A 13,731-nucleotide genomic window follows, 5' to 3' on the forward strand; every position below is an offset into this window, starting at 1 on the left:
GCTCGTCCAGACGGTGGATGGGTGCCTGGAACCGGGCGGGTTCGGGTGTCATGCTGGACCCGGAGAACCTGGAGGAGTCTTGCTGCAGCTGCTGATCCGGCGGGGGCTGGCGCCGCTGGTGCGCCTGATCTACCGGCCGGAGGTACACGGTGCGGAGAAGGTGCCGCGGACCGGCCCGGTCATCTTCGCGTCGAACCACCGGGCGGCGGTGGACACGTTCCTCATCCCGGTCATCGCGCCGAGGCCCGTGTCGTTCCTGGCGAAGGCGGAGTACTTCACCGGCAGAGGTCCGCGGTCCCGGGTGTTCGCGGCGTTCCTGCGGGCGCTGAACTACGTCCCGGTGGAACGCGGCAACGCGGCGGCGGGCATGGCGGCGCTGGAGGCGGCGCGCAAGGTCCTCGACGAGGGGGGCGCGTTCGGGATCTACCCGGAGGGCACCAGGTCGCTCGACGGGAAGGTGCACCGCGGGCACACCGGTGTCGGCGCGCTGGCGCTGGCGACGGGCGCGCAGGTGGTGCCGGTGGCGCTGACCGGGACGGAGAAGATGCTGCCGATCGGGAAGAAGGTCCCGCGGCTGGCGAAGGTCTGCGTCCGCTTCGGTGAACCGCTGGAGTTTTCGCGGTACGAGGGTATGGAGAACTCCCCGGCCATCCGCCGCGCCATCACCGACGAGATCATGTACAAGATCCTCGAACTGTCGGAACTGGAGTACGTGGACAAGTACCACAAACGCCCCGGCGAAGCCGCCTGACCCCGGCCCCGCGAGGAGGGGGCGTCAGCTGGTCCACTTGGCGACGTCGGGGGGCTGGTAGGTCTCGAAGACGTCGAGCAGCACCACCGGATCGGGATCGACGAAGACCAGGTCGCGGTGCTCCTGCCGCAGGAAACCCTCGGTCACCATGTGGTCCACGAACTCGCGCAGCGGCCGGTAGTAGCCCGCGACGTCGACCAGGCCCAGTGGCTTCGAGTGCAACCCCAGCTGCGCCCACGTCCAGATCTCGGCCAGCTCCTCAAGCGTTCCCGCGCCGCCGGGTAACGCGAGGAAGCCGTCCGCGAGCTCGGCCATCTTGGCCTTGCGCTCGTGCATGTCGGCGGTCACGTGCAGTTCGCTCAGGCCGTCGTGCGCGATCTCGACCCGCATCAGATGGTTCGGGATCACGCCGATCACCTCGCCGCCCGCCGCCAGCGCCGCGTCCGCGACCACGCCCATGATGCCGACGCTCGCGCCGCCGTACACGAGGGCGATACCCCGTTCGGCGAGCAGCTTGCCGAGCACCGCGGCCTGCTCGGCGTACACCGGGTCCCGACCCGGGGACGAACCACAGAAAACGCAGATCCGGCGCACTAGTGCGTGTCCTCCCAAGCCTTGTACGACTCCTGCACGATGCGGATCGCGTCGTCGATGTCGTCGGTCACGTGCAGCAGGGCCAGATCCTTCTCCCCGATCTTGCCCTCGCCGTGGACGGTTTCCTTCACCCAGTCGTACAGCCCACCCCAGTACGACCGTCCGAAGAGGACAACCGGGAACTTCGTGACCTTCTTGGTCTGCACCAGGGTCAGCGCCTCGAACAGCTCGTCGAGGGTGCCGAACCCGCCTGGCAGGCAGATGAACGCCTGTGCGTACTTGATGAACATCGTCTTTCGGGTGAAGAAGTACCGGAAGTTCACCCCGAGATCGACCCACGGGTTCAGCCCTTGTTCGAACGGAAGTTCGATACCGAGCCCGATCGACAGCCCGCCCGCCTCGGACGCGCCGCGGTTGACCGCCTCCATCGAGCCCGGCCCGCCGCCGGTGATGGCCGCGAACCCGGCATCCGCGAGCGCGCCGCCGATCTTGCGGCCAAGCTCGTATTCGGGATGCTCGCGCGGGGTGCGGGCGGAGCCGAACACCGTGACCGCGCGCGGAACCTCGGCGAGCGCGCCGAACCCTTCGACGAACTCCGCCTGGATCCGGAGCACGCGCCACGGGTCGGTGTGCACCCAGTCGCTGGGCCCGCGCGCGTCGAGCAGTCGCTGGTCGGTGGTACTGGCTTCCTCTCGGCGGCCGCGGCGCAACACGACCGGGCCCCGGTGCTTCTCCCGAGGGTGTTCGGGGTATTCGGCGGGTTCGTCCATCGTCACCTCCGTGAGGTTACCGACCCGCGAGGAACTCCCGCAGGACACCGGCCACCTTCCTGATTTCCGCCGCGTGCACGAATTCCTCCCGGGTGTGCGCGAGCGTCGGGTCGCCGGGGCCGAAATTCACCGCCGGCATGCCCAGCGCCGCGAACCGGGCGACGTCGGTCCAGCCGAGTTTCGCCGCCGCCCGGCCGCCCGCGGCCTGGACGAGTTCCGCCGCGGCGGGGGCGGACAGGCCCGGCAGGGCTCCCGGCGAAAGGTCCACAACGGACAGCTCGAAACCGTCGAACACCTCGCGCACATGCTTTTCCGCCTGTTCCGCCGAACGGTCGGGGGCGAATCGGAAGTTGACCCTCAGCACCGCCTCGTCGGGCACCACGTTCCCGGCCACCCCACCCGAAACCCCGACCGCCTGCAGCCCTTCGCGGTAGAGCAGCCCGTCGATCTCCACGTCACGAGCCTCGTACGAAGCCAGCCTCCGCATCGGTTCGGCCAGCGCGTGGATCGCGTTCTCCCCCATCCACGCCCGCGCCGTATGCGCCCGGCGACCGGAGGTGCGCAGTTCGACGCGCATCGTTCCCTGGCACCCGGCCTCGATCACCGCGTTCGAGGGTTCGCCGACGATCGCCAGGTCCGCTCGCAGCCAGTCCGGCAACTCCCGCTCGATCCGCCCCAGACCGTTGCGGACCGCCTCGACCTCTTCGCAGTCGTAGAAGATGAACGTCACGTCGTGGCGCGGTTCGGGCACCGTCGCGGCGAGGCTCAGGAAGACCGCGTCGCCGCCCTTCATGTCCACCGTGCCCAGCCCGTGCAACGTGTCTCCGTCGTGCCGCAGCGGCAGGTTACGGTTCACCGGCACGGTGTCCAGATGCCCGGCGAGGATCACCCGCGCCGCGCGGCCGAGGTTCGTCCGCGCGAGCACCGCGTCGCCGTTGCGCACGATCTCCAGATGCCCGGCCTGGTCGGTGAGCGCAGCCTGCACGGCGTCGGCGATCGCCGCCTCCTCACCCGACACGCTCGGAATGTCCACCAGAGCGGCGGTGATATCGGCTGGGTCTGCCCGCAGGTCCATACGGCGAGGCTACTGTGGCGCGACGCGCCTCGGTGAGGGCCGGCGATTCCGTGCGCGTACGGTGGCAGCGTGCGCACGCGAAAGACCATGGCCGTCCTCGCCCTCGCACTCGTGCTTGCCGGCTGTGGCAGCGAGGCCGGGCCGACACCGAAAGGCGGCGGCGAGGTCGCCACGGACCCGGCGGCCCTGGCGACCAAACTCCGGGTTTACACGGCCGACACGTGCTTCACCGCCCCGGAACAGCAGGCGCCGAAGGGCTGCGCGAAGTACGTGACCGAACTCGGCGGGACCGTGGGCATGGTGCGACAGCAGGTGAGCGCGAAACACCCCAACCTCAATGCCCTCGCGGACGCGCTCGACAAGAATGTCGCGGCATACCGTGCAGCGCAGTGCGATGCCGTCGAGGCCCCGGGAAATCCGTGCTCCGCGACGCTGCGCGCGATCGCGGACAGCGTGCGTGACATCAAGCAGGTCATCGATACCCAGATCGCCAACGGCTGAACCCGCGACCGGCACAGCGCGACTCGACGCAGCTGGTGTGTCAGGCAACAGACGGGCGGTCGGTTACCGTGGGGCGGTGAGCGAAGCGACCCCGAATCCCGAGACCACCGGCGCCCAGGGCGTCGGGCTGGCGACCGTCACCACCGGCGGCACAGTGCTGGACACCTGGTACCCGCACCCCAAGCTGTGCGAACCGGGCAGCACCGGGTCGGAGCGGCTCTCGCACGACCAGACCGTCGAAGCGCTCGGCGAGGCCGCCGCGGCGATGCTCGGCCCGGACGACGACCGCGGGGTCGAGGTGATCGCCGTCCGCACCAGTGTCGCCAGCCTCGCCGACGCGCCCGCCGACGCGCACGACGTCTACCTGCGCCTGCACCTGCTCTCGCACCGGCTCGTCCAGCCGCACGGCCAGAACCTCGACGGCATCTTCGGGCTGCTCGCCAACGTCGTGTGGACGAACCACGGCCCGTGCCAGGTGGAGGGCTTCGAGGTCACCCGGCTGCGGCTGCGTGCCCGCGGCGCGGTCACGGTCTACAGCGTGGACAAGTTCCCGCGCATGGTCGACTACGTCCTGCCCGCCGGCGTCCGTATCGGCGACGCCGACCGGGTCCGCCTCGGCGCGCACCTGGCCGGTGGCACCACGGTCATGCACGAGGGCTTCGTCAACTTCAACGCCGGCACGCTCGGCGCTTCCATGGTCGAGGGCCGCATCTCGGCGGGGGTCGTCGTGGGCGACGGCACCGACGTCGGCGGTGGCGCGTCGATCATGGGCACGCTCTCCGGCGGCGGCAAGGAGGTCATCTCGCTGGGCGAGCGCTGCCTCATCGGCGCGAACGGCGGCGTCGGTATCTCACTCGGCGACGACTCGGTGGTCGAGGCCGGCCTCTACGTCACGGCGGGTACGAAGGTCGTCCTCGAAGGCCGCTCGGTCAAGGCGCGGGAACTGTCGGGCATCTCGAACGCGCTGTTCCGCCGCAACTCCGCGACCGGCTCGGTCGAGGTCGTGCCCCGCGCGGGCGCGACCGTCGAACTCAACGCGGCTCTGCACGCGAACTGAGGTTCGTCCGGAGATGGCACACCGTCCTACCGGAACTGTCCGAAGAAGACGCCGTGGAAGCGCTTGCGCCTACCGGGCGAGGCGCTCGGCGGCGGCCTCGACCCGCTCATCCGTGGCGGTCAGCGCGACGCGGACGTGCTTGCCGCCCTTCGGCCCGTAGAAGGTGCCGGGAGCGACCAGGATGCCGCGCTCGGCGAGCCAGTCCACGGTCTGCCAGGCGTCCTCACCCCTGGTGGCCCACAGGTAAAGCCCCGCCTCCGAGTGGTCGATGTGGAAGCCGTTGCCCTGCAACGCCTTCTGCAGGACCGTCCGGCGGCGAAGGTAGCGCTCGCGCTGCGTGCCCAGCACGTCGTCGCCGGCCAGCGCGACGGTCATCGCCTCCTGCACGGGCCGCGGCATGATCATGCCGGCGTGCTTGCGCACCTCCAGCAGCCGCGCGACGACCGCCGGGTCACCGGTGACGAACCCGGCCCGGTAGCTGGCCAGGTTGGCCGACTTGGACAGCGAGTGCAGCGCCAGCAGCCCCGTCACGCTGCCATCGTTGACCGACGGGTGCAGGATCGAAAGGGGCTCGCCCTCCCAGCCGAGCGTGAGATAACACTCGTCGGAGGCCACCAGCACGTCGCGCTCACGCGCCCATTCGACGACCTTGCGCAGGTGGTCGGGGCCGAGCACGCGCCCCGTCGGGTTGGACGGCGAGTTGAGCCAGATCATCGCCGGGCGCTGTGGCCCGAGGGCGAAGAGGCTGTCCGAACGGAGCACGGACGCCCCGGCGAGCAGCACGCCGACCTCGTACGTCGGGTACGCCAGCTCCGGGATCACCACCGTGTCACCGGGACCGATCCCGAGCAGTTTCGGCAGCCACGCCACCAGCTCCTTGGAGCCGATGGTGGGCAGCACCGCGTCGGGCTCGAGCCCCGTCACGCCGTGACGGCGACGCAGTGCCTCGACCGCGGCGGCACGCAACGCGGGCGTGCCGTGTGTCTGGGGATAGCCGGGGATCTCCGACACCGAGGCCAACGCGTCACGGATGGCGGGCGCGACCGGGTCCACCGGCGTACCGACGGACAGGTCGACGACGCCGCCCGGATGGGCGTTCGCGGTCGCCTTGGCCCCGGCGAGGGAGTCCCAGGGAAAGTCGGGCAGTGCGATCATTCGCCCTGCGGGGGCAGGTCCTTGATCCACTGCGGGTCGTCGCTGGTCTTGCCGACCTTGGACGCCCCGCCGGGCGACCCGAGCTTGTCGAAGAAGTCCACGTTCGCCTTGGTGTAGGCGGCCCAGTCGTCGGGGACGTCGTCCTCGTAGTAGATGGCTTCCACCGGGCACACCGGCTCGCACGCGCCGCAGTCCACGCACTCGTCGGGGTGGATGTAGAGCATCCGGTCGCCCTCGTAGATGCAGTCGACTGGGCACTCGTCGATGCACGCCTTGTCGAGCACGTCGACGCAGGGCTCGGCGATCACGTAGGTCACTGCGCACTCCTGCTGTGTGAATGAGATCCAGCTACGGCCTCGGACATTACGCGTCCGTAGCCCGGCATTCCCAGGTAAGGGCACCCTTAATACATTGGCGTGGTGACCATGGACCCCAGCGAGATCATCGAGCTGCACTGTGCCGGCGCCTGGCGCGCGGTGACCGAAGAGCGCCTCGGCGACTGGCGGCTACGTGCGGCTTCCGGGTTCACCGGCCGCGCGAACAGCGCATTGGCGCTCGGCAGCCCAGGGATGCCGGTGCCCCGGGCACTGGACCGAGTATGTGACTTCGCCCACGTTCACGGCATCCCGCCGGTCGTGCAGGCCGTCTCGGGGAGCGAGACGGAGCGGGCGATCGAGGCGGCCGGCTGGGTGCCGAACACCGGGCACTCGGCCGGGCACGTCGTGTCGGTGCTCGTCGGCCCGCTGGGCACGGGTGGTGACGGGGTGTCGTTCCTGCCCGAACCGTCGCCGGACTGGTGGGAGCTCGCGGCCGGGACGACCGAGCCGACGCCCGCGCAACGCCATGTCCTGACCACCGGCGAAGTCGGCTACGGCATGGCGAAGACCACCGCGGGTGCCGTCCGGGCCGCGATCGCCGGTGAACTGCTGCACATCTCGCGCCTGGCCGTGCGCCCGGAGCACCGGCGGCAGGGCCTTGCCCGCGCGCTCATGGCCGCCGCCGGAGCGTGGGCGGCCGGACGCGGCGCGACCGAGGGTGTGCTGCAAGTCGCGGTCGGCAACACCCCCGCGCTCTCGCTGTACGAGACGCTCGGGTTCCGCGAGCACCATCGGTACCGGTACTGGGTTCCGGCGTGGAAGGATCGGACGCTGTGAAGGTTGTCGTAGTAGCCGGCGGGGTCGGCGGCGCCCGGTTCCTGCTCGGCGTGAAGGCCGCGCTCGGCCTGCCCGCGACCGGCCCCGGTGACTCGGAACACGAGATCACGGCGCTGGTGAACACCGGTGACGACGTGTGGATGCACGGGCTGCGGATCTGCCCGGACCTCGACACGTGCATGTACACCCTCGGCGGCGGGATCGACACCGGAAGAGGCTGGGGCCACGCGGGCGAAACCTGGGTGGTCAAGGAGGAACTGGCCGCGTACGGCGCCGAGCCGGACTGGTTCGGGCTCGGCGACAAGGACGTGGCCACGCACCTGATCCGCAGCCAGATGCTGCGCGCGGGCTACCCGCTCTCGGCGGTCACCGAGGCGCTGTGCGACCGGTGGCGGCCTGGCGTGCGCCTGCTGCCGATGACCGACGACCGGGTCGAGACGCATGTCGTGGTGGACGATCCGGATCAGCCCGACCAGCGCAAGGCCATCCACTTCCAGGAATGGTGGGTGCGCTACCGGGCCGGGCTTCCCGCGCATTCGATCGTGCCGGTGGGCGCCGACGAGGCGAAGCCGGGGCCGGGCGTGCTGGACGCGATCAACGAGGCCGACGCCGTGCTGTTCGCGCCGTCGAACCCGGTGGTCTCGGTCGGGACGGTGCTGGCCGTGCCCGGCGTGCGGGAGGCCATGCGCAAGACGGCCGCCGGGGTGGTGGGCGTCTCGCCGATCATCGGCGGGAAAGCGGTGCGGGGAATGGCGGACGCGTGCCTGACCGCGATCGGCGTGGAGACCTCGGCGGAGGCGGTCGGGCGCCACTACGGCTCGCGCCAGACTTCCGGCGACGGGCTGCTCGACGGGTGGCTGGTGGCCTCCGGCGAAACCGTGCACGTGCCCGGTGTCGCGGTGCGGGCCGTGCCGCTGCTGATGACCGATGTCGACGCGACGGCGGCGATGGCCCGCGCGGCGCTCGAACTGTCCGGAGTGGACCTTGGCTGAGCATTCTTCGGACCGGCTGGAGATCTTGCCGGTCGCGGGCCTGCCGGAGTTCCGGCCCGGCGACGACCTGACCGGGGCGATCGCGGACGCGGCCCGCTGGCTGCGCTCCGGCGACGTCGTGGTGGTCACCAGCAAGATCGTGTCGAAGATCGAGGGCCGGCTGATCCGGGTGCCCTCGGATCCCGAAGCGCGCGACGAGGCGCGGCGGAAGCTCGTCGAGCAGGAGGCGGTGCGGGTCCTCGCCCGGTTCGGCCGCACCCTGATCACGCAGAACCGCATCGGTGTCGTGCAGGCCGCGTCCGGGGTGGACGGGTCCAATGTGCACGGTGACGAGATCGCCCTGCTGCCGGCGGATCCCGACGCTTCCGCGCTCGCGCTGCGCAACGGCCTGCGGGAACGGCTCGGCGTCGAGGTCGCGGTGGTCATCACCGACACGATGGGCCGCGCGTGGCGCGTCGGGCAGACGGACGCCGCGATCGGTTCGTCCGGGTTGAAGGTGCTGCACTCCTACGAGGGCGAGGTCGACGCCCAGGGCAACGAGCTACAGGTCACCGAGATCGCCGTCGCCGACGAGGTGGCCGCGGCGGCGGACCTGGTCAAGGGGAAACTGAAGGCCATCCCCGTCGCCGTCGTGCGTGGACTGTCGCTTGTGGACGACGGATCGACCGCACGCAAGCTGGTGCGACCGGTCGAGGAGGACCTGTTCCGCCTCGGGGCCGCGGAAGCGATCGCGCAGGGGCGGCGCGAGGCCGTGCTCGTCCGCCGCTCGGTGCGCGAGTTCGCCGACGAGCCCGTGGATCCGGAGGTGCTGCGCCGGTCGATCACCGCGGCGCTGACGGCTCCGGCGCCGCACCATACGAAGCCGGTGCGGTTCGTCTGGCTGCGTGATCGCGGGCTGCGCACGAAGCTGCTCGAGGCGATGCGGGAGTCGTGGCGGGCGGACCTGAGCGGGGACGAGTTCACCGACGAGCAGATCGCGAAACGGGTCAGCCGCGGGGAAATCCTGTTCAACGCACCCGAACTCGTGCTCCCGTTCCTGGTGCCGGGGGGCGCGCACACGTACCCGGACGCCCGCCGGAACGACTGCGAGCGCACCATGTTCACCGTCGCGGGCGGCGCCGCGGTACAGGGCTTGCTGATCGCGCTGGCCGCGGAGGAACTCGGGTCCTGCTGGATCGGTTCGACGATCTTCGCGGCGGACGTCGCGCGCGAGGTACTCGGCCTTGGCGCGGGCTGGCAGCCGCTGGGCGCGGTGGCGATCGGGCATCCGCTGTCCCCGGCCGGGCCGCGCGTGCCCGCCGCGCCCGGTGACGGGTTGGTGGAGTTGTGACCCTGCACGTCGATACGAAATCCACTTTGGACAAGTGGCGTCCCGCGACGCCCGCGCAGGAGTCCTTACGGCAGGCGTTCCTCGGTTTCCTGGCCGCCCGTGAGGACGCGTGCCAGCGCTCGTGCGAGGCGGGGCACATCACCGCCTCCGCCGTGTTGCTGGACGCCGACAGTGAGCACGTGCTGCTGACCCTGCACCCGCGAGTGGGCCGGTGGCTGCAACTCGGCGGGCACTGCGAGCCCACGGACACCACGCTCGCCGGGGCCGCGCTGCGCGAGGCTCAAGAGGAGTCCGGGATCGCGGACCTGCGTTTGGAGCCGGAGCCGGTGCACCTGGACGTGCACCCGATCACCTGCTCGCTCGGGCTGCCGACGCGGCATTTCGACGTGCGGTTCGCGGTGCGGGCGCCGCGCGGCGCGCAACCGGTGCGCAGCGAGGAGTCCGACGACCTGCGCTGGTGGCCGGTCGGCGCGCTGCCCGCGGGTTCGGAGGATCTGGCCGAACTGCTCGCGGCGGCCCGATGACTATCTCAATCGACGGCGCCTCGCCGGTACCGCCGTACGAGCAGGTGCGGTCCTCGCTGGCGGAGCAGATCAACGACGGCAGGCTGGCGGTCGGCACGAAGCTCCCGACAGTGCGCCGGCTCGCAGCCGACGTGGGGATCGCGCCGAACACCATCGCCCGCGCCTACCGGGAGCTCGAGGAGGCGGGTCTGATCGAGACGCGCGGGCGAGCGGGCAGTTTCGTGTCCTCATCGGGCGACGAGTCCCGGCGCCTGGCCCGCGACGCGGCCTCCACCTACGCCACGACCTGCCGGGCGCTGGGAATCTCGCCCGGAGAAGCGCTGGCCATCGCCCGAGCCGCGCTCGAACTCACATAGCCCGGTAGTCGCGTATCGCGAACCGCGGCCCGAACCGCGGCCGCGTGTGCCCGGCGGCCTCGAGGTAGCGGACCGCGCGGTGGCGTTGCGGGGAGTACGGCGCCAGCACGTCCGCCAACCCGTCGTCGTCGAGCGGTTCGCCGAGCAGGGCATAGCCGACGATCGCCGGGATGTGGAAGTCACCGAAGCTGACCGCGTCCGGGTCGCCCCAGGCACGCTGCGCGACCTCCGCCGCGGTCCACACCCCGATGCCCGGCACCTTCCGCAGCAGCGCGCGGCCTTCGGCACCCCGCAGCCCGGCCGCACGCTCCAGCCGGTGCGCGACCTGGGCGGCGAAGATCAGCGCCCGCCGGCGGGACAGGTCCACCCCGGCCCGGTGCCATTTCCAGTCCACGATGGACATGATCGCGCGCGGGGTCGGCGGCACCCGCATGCCCGCGGGCGCCGGGCCGGGCGCGGGTTGTCCGTACCACCGGCACAGCTCGCGCCACGACCGCCGGGCCTCGTAGCCGGTGACCTTCTGCTCCAGCACCGCGGGGATCAGCACGTCGAACACCCGGCCGGTCGAGCCGAGCCGCAGCCCCGGCATCGCACGGCGGGCGCGGGCGACCGGATCGTGGTGCGCGACGAATTCGCTGTCGTCATCGTCCGCGCCGAGCAGCGCGGGCAGGCCTTCGAGCAGCCCGTCCGCGCCCGGCCCCCAGGCCTGTGCCTCGACCTCGGCGTCGGCGAAGCGGCGCAACGCCAGCGTGCCCGGTCCGGCCGCCGTGTTGCCGGTCAGCCAGGTGACCCCGGACTCCTCGGCCCGGAAACAGGGGTCGCCCTTGCCCCGGCGCAGCGGGGCGAGCACGGCGCCGAGGTCCACAGTGAACGGTGGGCGGTAGCGCACTAGCAGTCGCTCGAGAACCGGATCGAGGAGTCGGGGAGCACCATCTCGGGCCACACCCGGACGCCGTGCAACAGTTCGCACCCGGCGCCGACGGTCGCCCCGTCGCCGAGCACCACACCCCGCAGGACGGCGCCCTTGCCCACGTGCGCGCCCGCACCCAGCACGGAATCCTCGACCACCGCGTCCTCGGCCACCGTCACCCGATCGAACACCACCGAGCCCATGACCTGTGCACCCGCGGTGATCGCGGCCCCGGCACCAATGGTCGAACCGCCACCCACAACCGCGCCATCGTCGACCTTCGCGCCGTCGAGCACGAGCGACTCGCCCACGGGCCCCGGCAGGGCCGAGGTCGGGGCCACCCCACGGACGAGGTCGGCCGAACCGCGCACGAACGCCTCGGGAGTGCCGACGTCCAGCCAGTACGACGCGTCGACGAACCCGTGCACGTGTGCCCCGGCGGCGAGCAGGCCGGGGAACGTCTCGCGCTCGACCGACACGCGGCGGCCCGCGGGAATGGACTCGACCACTGACCGGCGGAAGACGTAGCAGCCGGCGTTGATCTGATCCGTCGGCGGGTTCGGCGTCTTCTCGAGGAAGGCCGTCACCCGGCCGTTTTCGTCCGTGGGCACCGAACCGAAACGGCTCGGGTCGGCCACGCGCTGCAGATGCAGGGTGACGTCGGCGGAGGCTTCGCAGTGCGCTCGGATGAGCGCGCCGAGGTCGGCCCCGGACAGGATGTCGCCGTTGAAGATCACCGCGTGCTCGGCGCGAAGGCGGTCGTAGACGTTGCGGATCGCGCCGCCGGTGTCCAGCGGTTCGTCCTCGACCACGTATTCCATTTCGAGGCCGAGCGAAGCCCCGTCACCGAAGAACTCCTCGAAGACCTCGGCGCGGTAAGAAGTGCCGAGCACGACGTGCGTGATGCCCGCGGCCCGGATCCGGGACAGCAGGTGTGTCAGGAACGGCACGCCCGCGGTCGGCAGCATGGGCTTGGGCGCGGACAACGTGAGCGGGCGCAGGCGGGTGCCCCTGCCACCCACGAGCACCACGGCGTCCACGTCTCGTGTTGGCGTCACAACTTCCTCCCGTTGGTGGGCACCTGCCGGGCGACAAGCCGCGCGATTTGCTGACGGCGGGGCCCCCGAGGGCCTACCCTAGACAGCACACGGGCGGCCCTGGTCGGAGAGGGCCTCAGGTCGAGTCGGGAGGCCGAGGGGATGGACCCCCGCGAGCGAGCGGACGCGTTGCTGGCCCGGGCACGGGCGCGCGGCGCCTTCGTGGTGACGCCCGAGGACGCGGTCTCGCCGATGGACGCAGCGAACACGCAGCAGATCCCGCGTTCGGTCGTGGACAGGATCGATCGCGACGAGGATCCGGATACCACCGCTGTCGTGCCTTCGTCCGTGATCGACTCGGTGCAGGGCAGCCTCGCCGAGAAGCCGGGCACGAGGGTTATGCCGCCGGTCGCCAGGGAGCCGCAGGAGGAAGAGGTCGAGGGCCTCATCCCGACTACCACCAAGGTCACTGGCCGCTCCGACCTTTCCCGCCGTCTCGAAGGTCTCTGACGTTACCGGCCGCGGGTCTCGAGCTTGAGCCGCAGCGCAAGGCCGAGCTTGATCGCGGCGAGCACCGGTTTCCAGGCCGGGCCGCGGTGACGGTCGGCGAGGTAGCGGTACGCGCTTTCGTGGTGCGCGGCCAGCATCTTCTTCGGTGCCCGGGATGTCGCCTTGCCGCCGATATGCGTTACCGCCGCCGAAGGCACGTACACGTTCTGCCAGCCGGCGCGGCCGATGCGGTCGCCGAGATCGACGTCCTCGAAGTACATGAAGTAGCGCGAGTCGAACCCGTCGACCGAATCGAAGGCCTCGCGGCGCAGCAACTGGCAGGAGCCGGAAAGCCAGCCGGAGACGCGTTCGACGGGGGTGCGTTCCTGGCGGTAGGCGCGGGTCCACGGGTTGGCGGGCCAGACCTTGCCGAACACGGCGTGCCCGATACCGCGACCGAGCGAGGGCAGCAGGCGGGCCGAGGGGTAGACGGTGCCGTCGGTCTCGCGGATGAGCGGCCCGAACGCGCCCCCGCGCGGCCAGCGCCCGGCGGCTTCGAGGAGCACGTCGAGTGAGCCGGGCTCCCATTCGAGGTCGGGGTTGACGATGACGACCCAGCCGTAGCTCTCGTCGAGCTCGGCCACGCCCCGGTTCGCGCCGCCGCCGTAGCCGAGGTTCTCGCCGATGCGCAGCAGGTGCACGTACTCCCGCTCCGCGGCCCGGTCGAGGGCGTCGTCGGTGGAGTCGTTGTCCGCGAGCACGACCCGGACGTCGCGTGTCGTCGCCTTCTCGAGCGTGTCGAGGAACCGGGCCAGGTCGTCGCCCGGGAAGTAGGTCACCACGACGACGGCGAGCCCGTCGCCATAACGTGTCGGCTCGGTCACCCGGGTCATTGTGCCGGGTTCGCACACGGTGTCGCGCGGGGGTGCGCCCTGCGCCGGAGGGCAGACAGTGCAAAGCCCGTGAGACGACCGTCCGGACGCGTCACGGGCTCACAGCCGACCACGCCATTCTGACGCGTTACCACTCCGCGTCA

17 protein-coding genes are annotated in these 13,731 nt (G+C 71.2%); 9 read left to right on the forward strand and 8 right to left on the reverse strand.

What is annotated here, in order from left to right; genetic code table 11:
• Positions 1-79: 79 nt before the first annotated feature.
• Positions 80-751 carry a lysophospholipid acyltransferase family protein gene (locus FG385_RS30065; protein WP_139100184.1) on the forward strand — a complete coding sequence of 224 codons (672 nt, stop codon included), beginning with the start codon at positions 80-82 and terminating at the stop codon, positions 749-751.
• A 24-nt stretch (positions 752-775) separates the two neighbouring features.
• On the opposite strand, the gene FG385_RS30070 is transcribed toward FG385_RS30065, so the two are convergent.
• The 3 genes from FG385_RS30070 to dapE are packed head-to-tail and all read right to left on the reverse strand — an operon-like array spanning position 776 to position 3,190.
• Entirely contained in the window at positions 776-1,345 is a 570-nt protein-coding gene (locus tag FG385_RS30070; protein WP_139100185.1) for an LOG family protein, read from the reverse strand.
• Positions 1,345-2,115: an LOG family protein gene (locus FG385_RS30075; protein ID WP_139100218.1), complete on the reverse strand. Its 771-nt coding sequence runs from the start codon at positions 2,113-2,115 to the stop codon at positions 1,345-1,347. The genes FG385_RS30070 and FG385_RS30075 overlap by 1 nt, the downstream gene beginning before the upstream one ends.
• 16 nt (positions 2,116-2,131) lie before the next feature.
• Positions 2,132-3,190 carry a succinyl-diaminopimelate desuccinylase gene (gene dapE, locus FG385_RS30080; RefSeq protein ID WP_139100186.1) on the reverse strand — a complete coding sequence of 353 codons (1,059 nt, stop codon included), beginning with the start codon at positions 3,188-3,190 and terminating at the stop codon, positions 2,132-2,134.
• Positions 3,191-3,277: 87 nt separating this feature from the next.
• On the opposite strand from dapE, the gene FG385_RS30085 reads away from it, so the two are divergent.
• Both FG385_RS30085 and dapD read left to right on the forward strand, forming a co-directional pair.
• Positions 3,278-3,691 (forward strand): hypothetical protein, encoded by a 414-nt coding sequence (locus tag FG385_RS30085; RefSeq protein ID WP_235022877.1) that lies wholly within the window; start codon positions 3,278-3,280, stop codon positions 3,689-3,691.
• A gap of 76 nt (positions 3,692-3,767) precedes the next feature.
• On the forward strand, positions 3,768-4,748 hold the full coding sequence (dapD, locus tag FG385_RS30090; protein WP_139100188.1) for a 2,3,4,5-tetrahydropyridine-2,6-dicarboxylate N-succinyltransferase: 981 nt from the start codon (positions 3,768-3,770) through the stop codon (positions 4,746-4,748).
• A gap of 69 nt (positions 4,749-4,817) precedes the next feature.
• Here dapD and dapC read toward each other — a convergent pair whose 3' ends face one another.
• Entirely contained in the window at positions 4,818-5,903 is a 1,086-nt protein-coding gene (dapC, locus tag FG385_RS30095) for a succinyldiaminopimelate transaminase (protein WP_139100189.1), read from the reverse strand.
• On the reverse strand, positions 5,900-6,220 hold the full coding sequence (gene fdxA / locus FG385_RS30100; protein ID WP_139100190.1) for a ferredoxin: 321 nt from the start codon (positions 6,218-6,220) through the stop codon (positions 5,900-5,902). The genes dapC and fdxA overlap by 4 nt, the downstream gene beginning before the upstream one ends.
• A gap of 108 nt (positions 6,221-6,328) precedes the next feature.
• Between fdxA and FG385_RS30105 the strand changes: the two genes are divergently transcribed.
• From FG385_RS30105 to FG385_RS30125, 5 genes are read left to right on the forward strand one after another with little or no spacing between them, the layout of a single operon-like run.
• The gene (locus tag FG385_RS30105; protein WP_139100219.1) at positions 6,329-7,057 is read left to right on the forward strand and encodes a GNAT family N-acetyltransferase; all 729 of its coding nucleotides are present in this window, start codon (positions 6,329-6,331) and stop codon (positions 7,055-7,057) included.
• Complete coding sequence (cofD, locus tag FG385_RS30110; protein ID WP_139100191.1) at positions 7,054-8,049, forward strand: 2-phospho-L-lactate transferase; 996 nt, start codon at positions 7,054-7,056, stop codon at positions 8,047-8,049. Before FG385_RS30105 ends, cofD begins: the two co-directional genes overlap by 4 nt.
• Positions 7,985-9,379, forward strand: a complete 1,395-nt coding sequence (locus FG385_RS30115) for a coenzyme F420-0:L-glutamate ligase (protein WP_139100192.1) — start codon at positions 7,985-7,987, stop codon at positions 9,377-9,379. Before cofD ends, FG385_RS30115 begins: the two co-directional genes overlap by 65 nt.
• Complete coding sequence (locus FG385_RS30120) at positions 9,376-9,903, forward strand: NUDIX hydrolase (protein WP_139100193.1); 528 nt, start codon at positions 9,376-9,378, stop codon at positions 9,901-9,903. The genes FG385_RS30115 and FG385_RS30120 overlap by 4 nt, the downstream gene beginning before the upstream one ends.
• Positions 9,900-10,259: a GntR family transcriptional regulator gene (locus FG385_RS30125; protein ID WP_139100194.1), complete on the forward strand. Its 360-nt coding sequence runs from the start codon at positions 9,900-9,902 to the stop codon at positions 10,257-10,259. The genes FG385_RS30120 and FG385_RS30125 overlap by 4 nt, the downstream gene beginning before the upstream one ends.
• On the opposite strand, the gene FG385_RS30130 is transcribed toward FG385_RS30125, so the two are convergent.
• Both FG385_RS30130 and manB read right to left on the reverse strand, forming a co-directional pair.
• Positions 10,252-11,148, reverse strand: coding sequence for a DNA-3-methyladenine glycosylase family protein (locus tag FG385_RS30130; protein ID WP_139100195.1), 897 nt, complete (start codon positions 11,146-11,148; stop codon positions 10,252-10,254). The genes FG385_RS30125 and FG385_RS30130 overlap by 8 nt on opposite strands.
• Positions 11,148-12,227 carry a mannose-1-phosphate guanylyltransferase gene (gene manB, locus FG385_RS30135; protein WP_139100196.1) on the reverse strand — a complete coding sequence of 360 codons (1,080 nt, stop codon included), beginning with the start codon at positions 12,225-12,227 and terminating at the stop codon, positions 11,148-11,150. Before manB ends, FG385_RS30130 begins: the two co-directional genes overlap by 1 nt.
• A 141-nt stretch (positions 12,228-12,368) precedes the next feature.
• Here manB and FG385_RS30140 point away from each other — a divergent pair, with 141 nt between their 5' ends.
• Entirely contained in the window at positions 12,369-12,716 is a 348-nt protein-coding gene (locus tag FG385_RS30140) for a hypothetical protein (RefSeq protein ID WP_200834731.1), read from the forward strand.
• Between the two features lie 2 nt (positions 12,717-12,718).
• On the opposite strand, the gene FG385_RS30145 is transcribed toward FG385_RS30140, so the two are convergent.
• Positions 12,719-13,588, reverse strand: a complete 870-nt coding sequence (locus FG385_RS30145; RefSeq protein ID WP_139100197.1) for a glycosyltransferase family 2 protein — start codon at positions 13,586-13,588, stop codon at positions 12,719-12,721.
• Positions 13,589-13,731 lie beyond the last annotated feature (143 nt).

Source organism: Amycolatopsis alkalitolerans (genome assembly GCF_006152065.1).
GTDB classification, from domain to species: Bacteria; Actinomycetota; Actinomycetes; order Mycobacteriales; family Pseudonocardiaceae; genus Amycolatopsis_E; species Amycolatopsis_E alkalitolerans.

Excerpts from the sequence above, each read along its gene's own strand:
- FG385_RS30075 (WP_139100218.1), bottom strand. The coding sequence starts at position 2,115 with ATGGACGAACCCGCCGAATACCCCGAACACCCTCGGGAGAAGCACCGG.
- dapE (WP_139100186.1), bottom strand. The coding sequence starts at position 3,190 with ATGGACCTGCGGGCAGACCCAGCCGATATCACCGCCGCTCTGGTGGAC.
- FG385_RS30085 (WP_235022877.1), top strand. The coding sequence starts at position 3,278 with ATGGCCGTCCTCGCCCTCGCACTCGTGCTTGCCGGCTGTGGCAGCGAG.
- dapC (WP_139100189.1), bottom strand. The coding sequence starts at position 5,903 with ATGATCGCACTGCCCGACTTTCCCTGGGACTCCCTCGCCGGGGCCAAG.
- FG385_RS30105 (WP_139100219.1), top strand. The coding sequence starts at position 6,329 with ATGGACCCCAGCGAGATCATCGAGCTGCACTGTGCCGGCGCCTGGCGC.
- FG385_RS30115 (WP_139100192.1), top strand. The coding sequence starts at position 7,985 with ATGTCGACGCGACGGCGGCGATGGCCCGCGCGGCGCTCGAACTGTCCG.
- FG385_RS30125 (WP_139100194.1), top strand. The coding sequence starts at position 9,900 with ATGACTATCTCAATCGACGGCGCCTCGCCGGTACCGCCGTACGAGCAG.
- FG385_RS30140 (WP_200834731.1), top strand. The coding sequence starts at position 12,369 with ATGGACCCCCGCGAGCGAGCGGACGCGTTGCTGGCCCGGGCACGGGCG.
- FG385_RS30145 (WP_139100197.1), bottom strand. The coding sequence starts at position 13,588 with ATGACCCGGGTGACCGAGCCGACACGTTATGGCGACGGGCTCGCCGTC.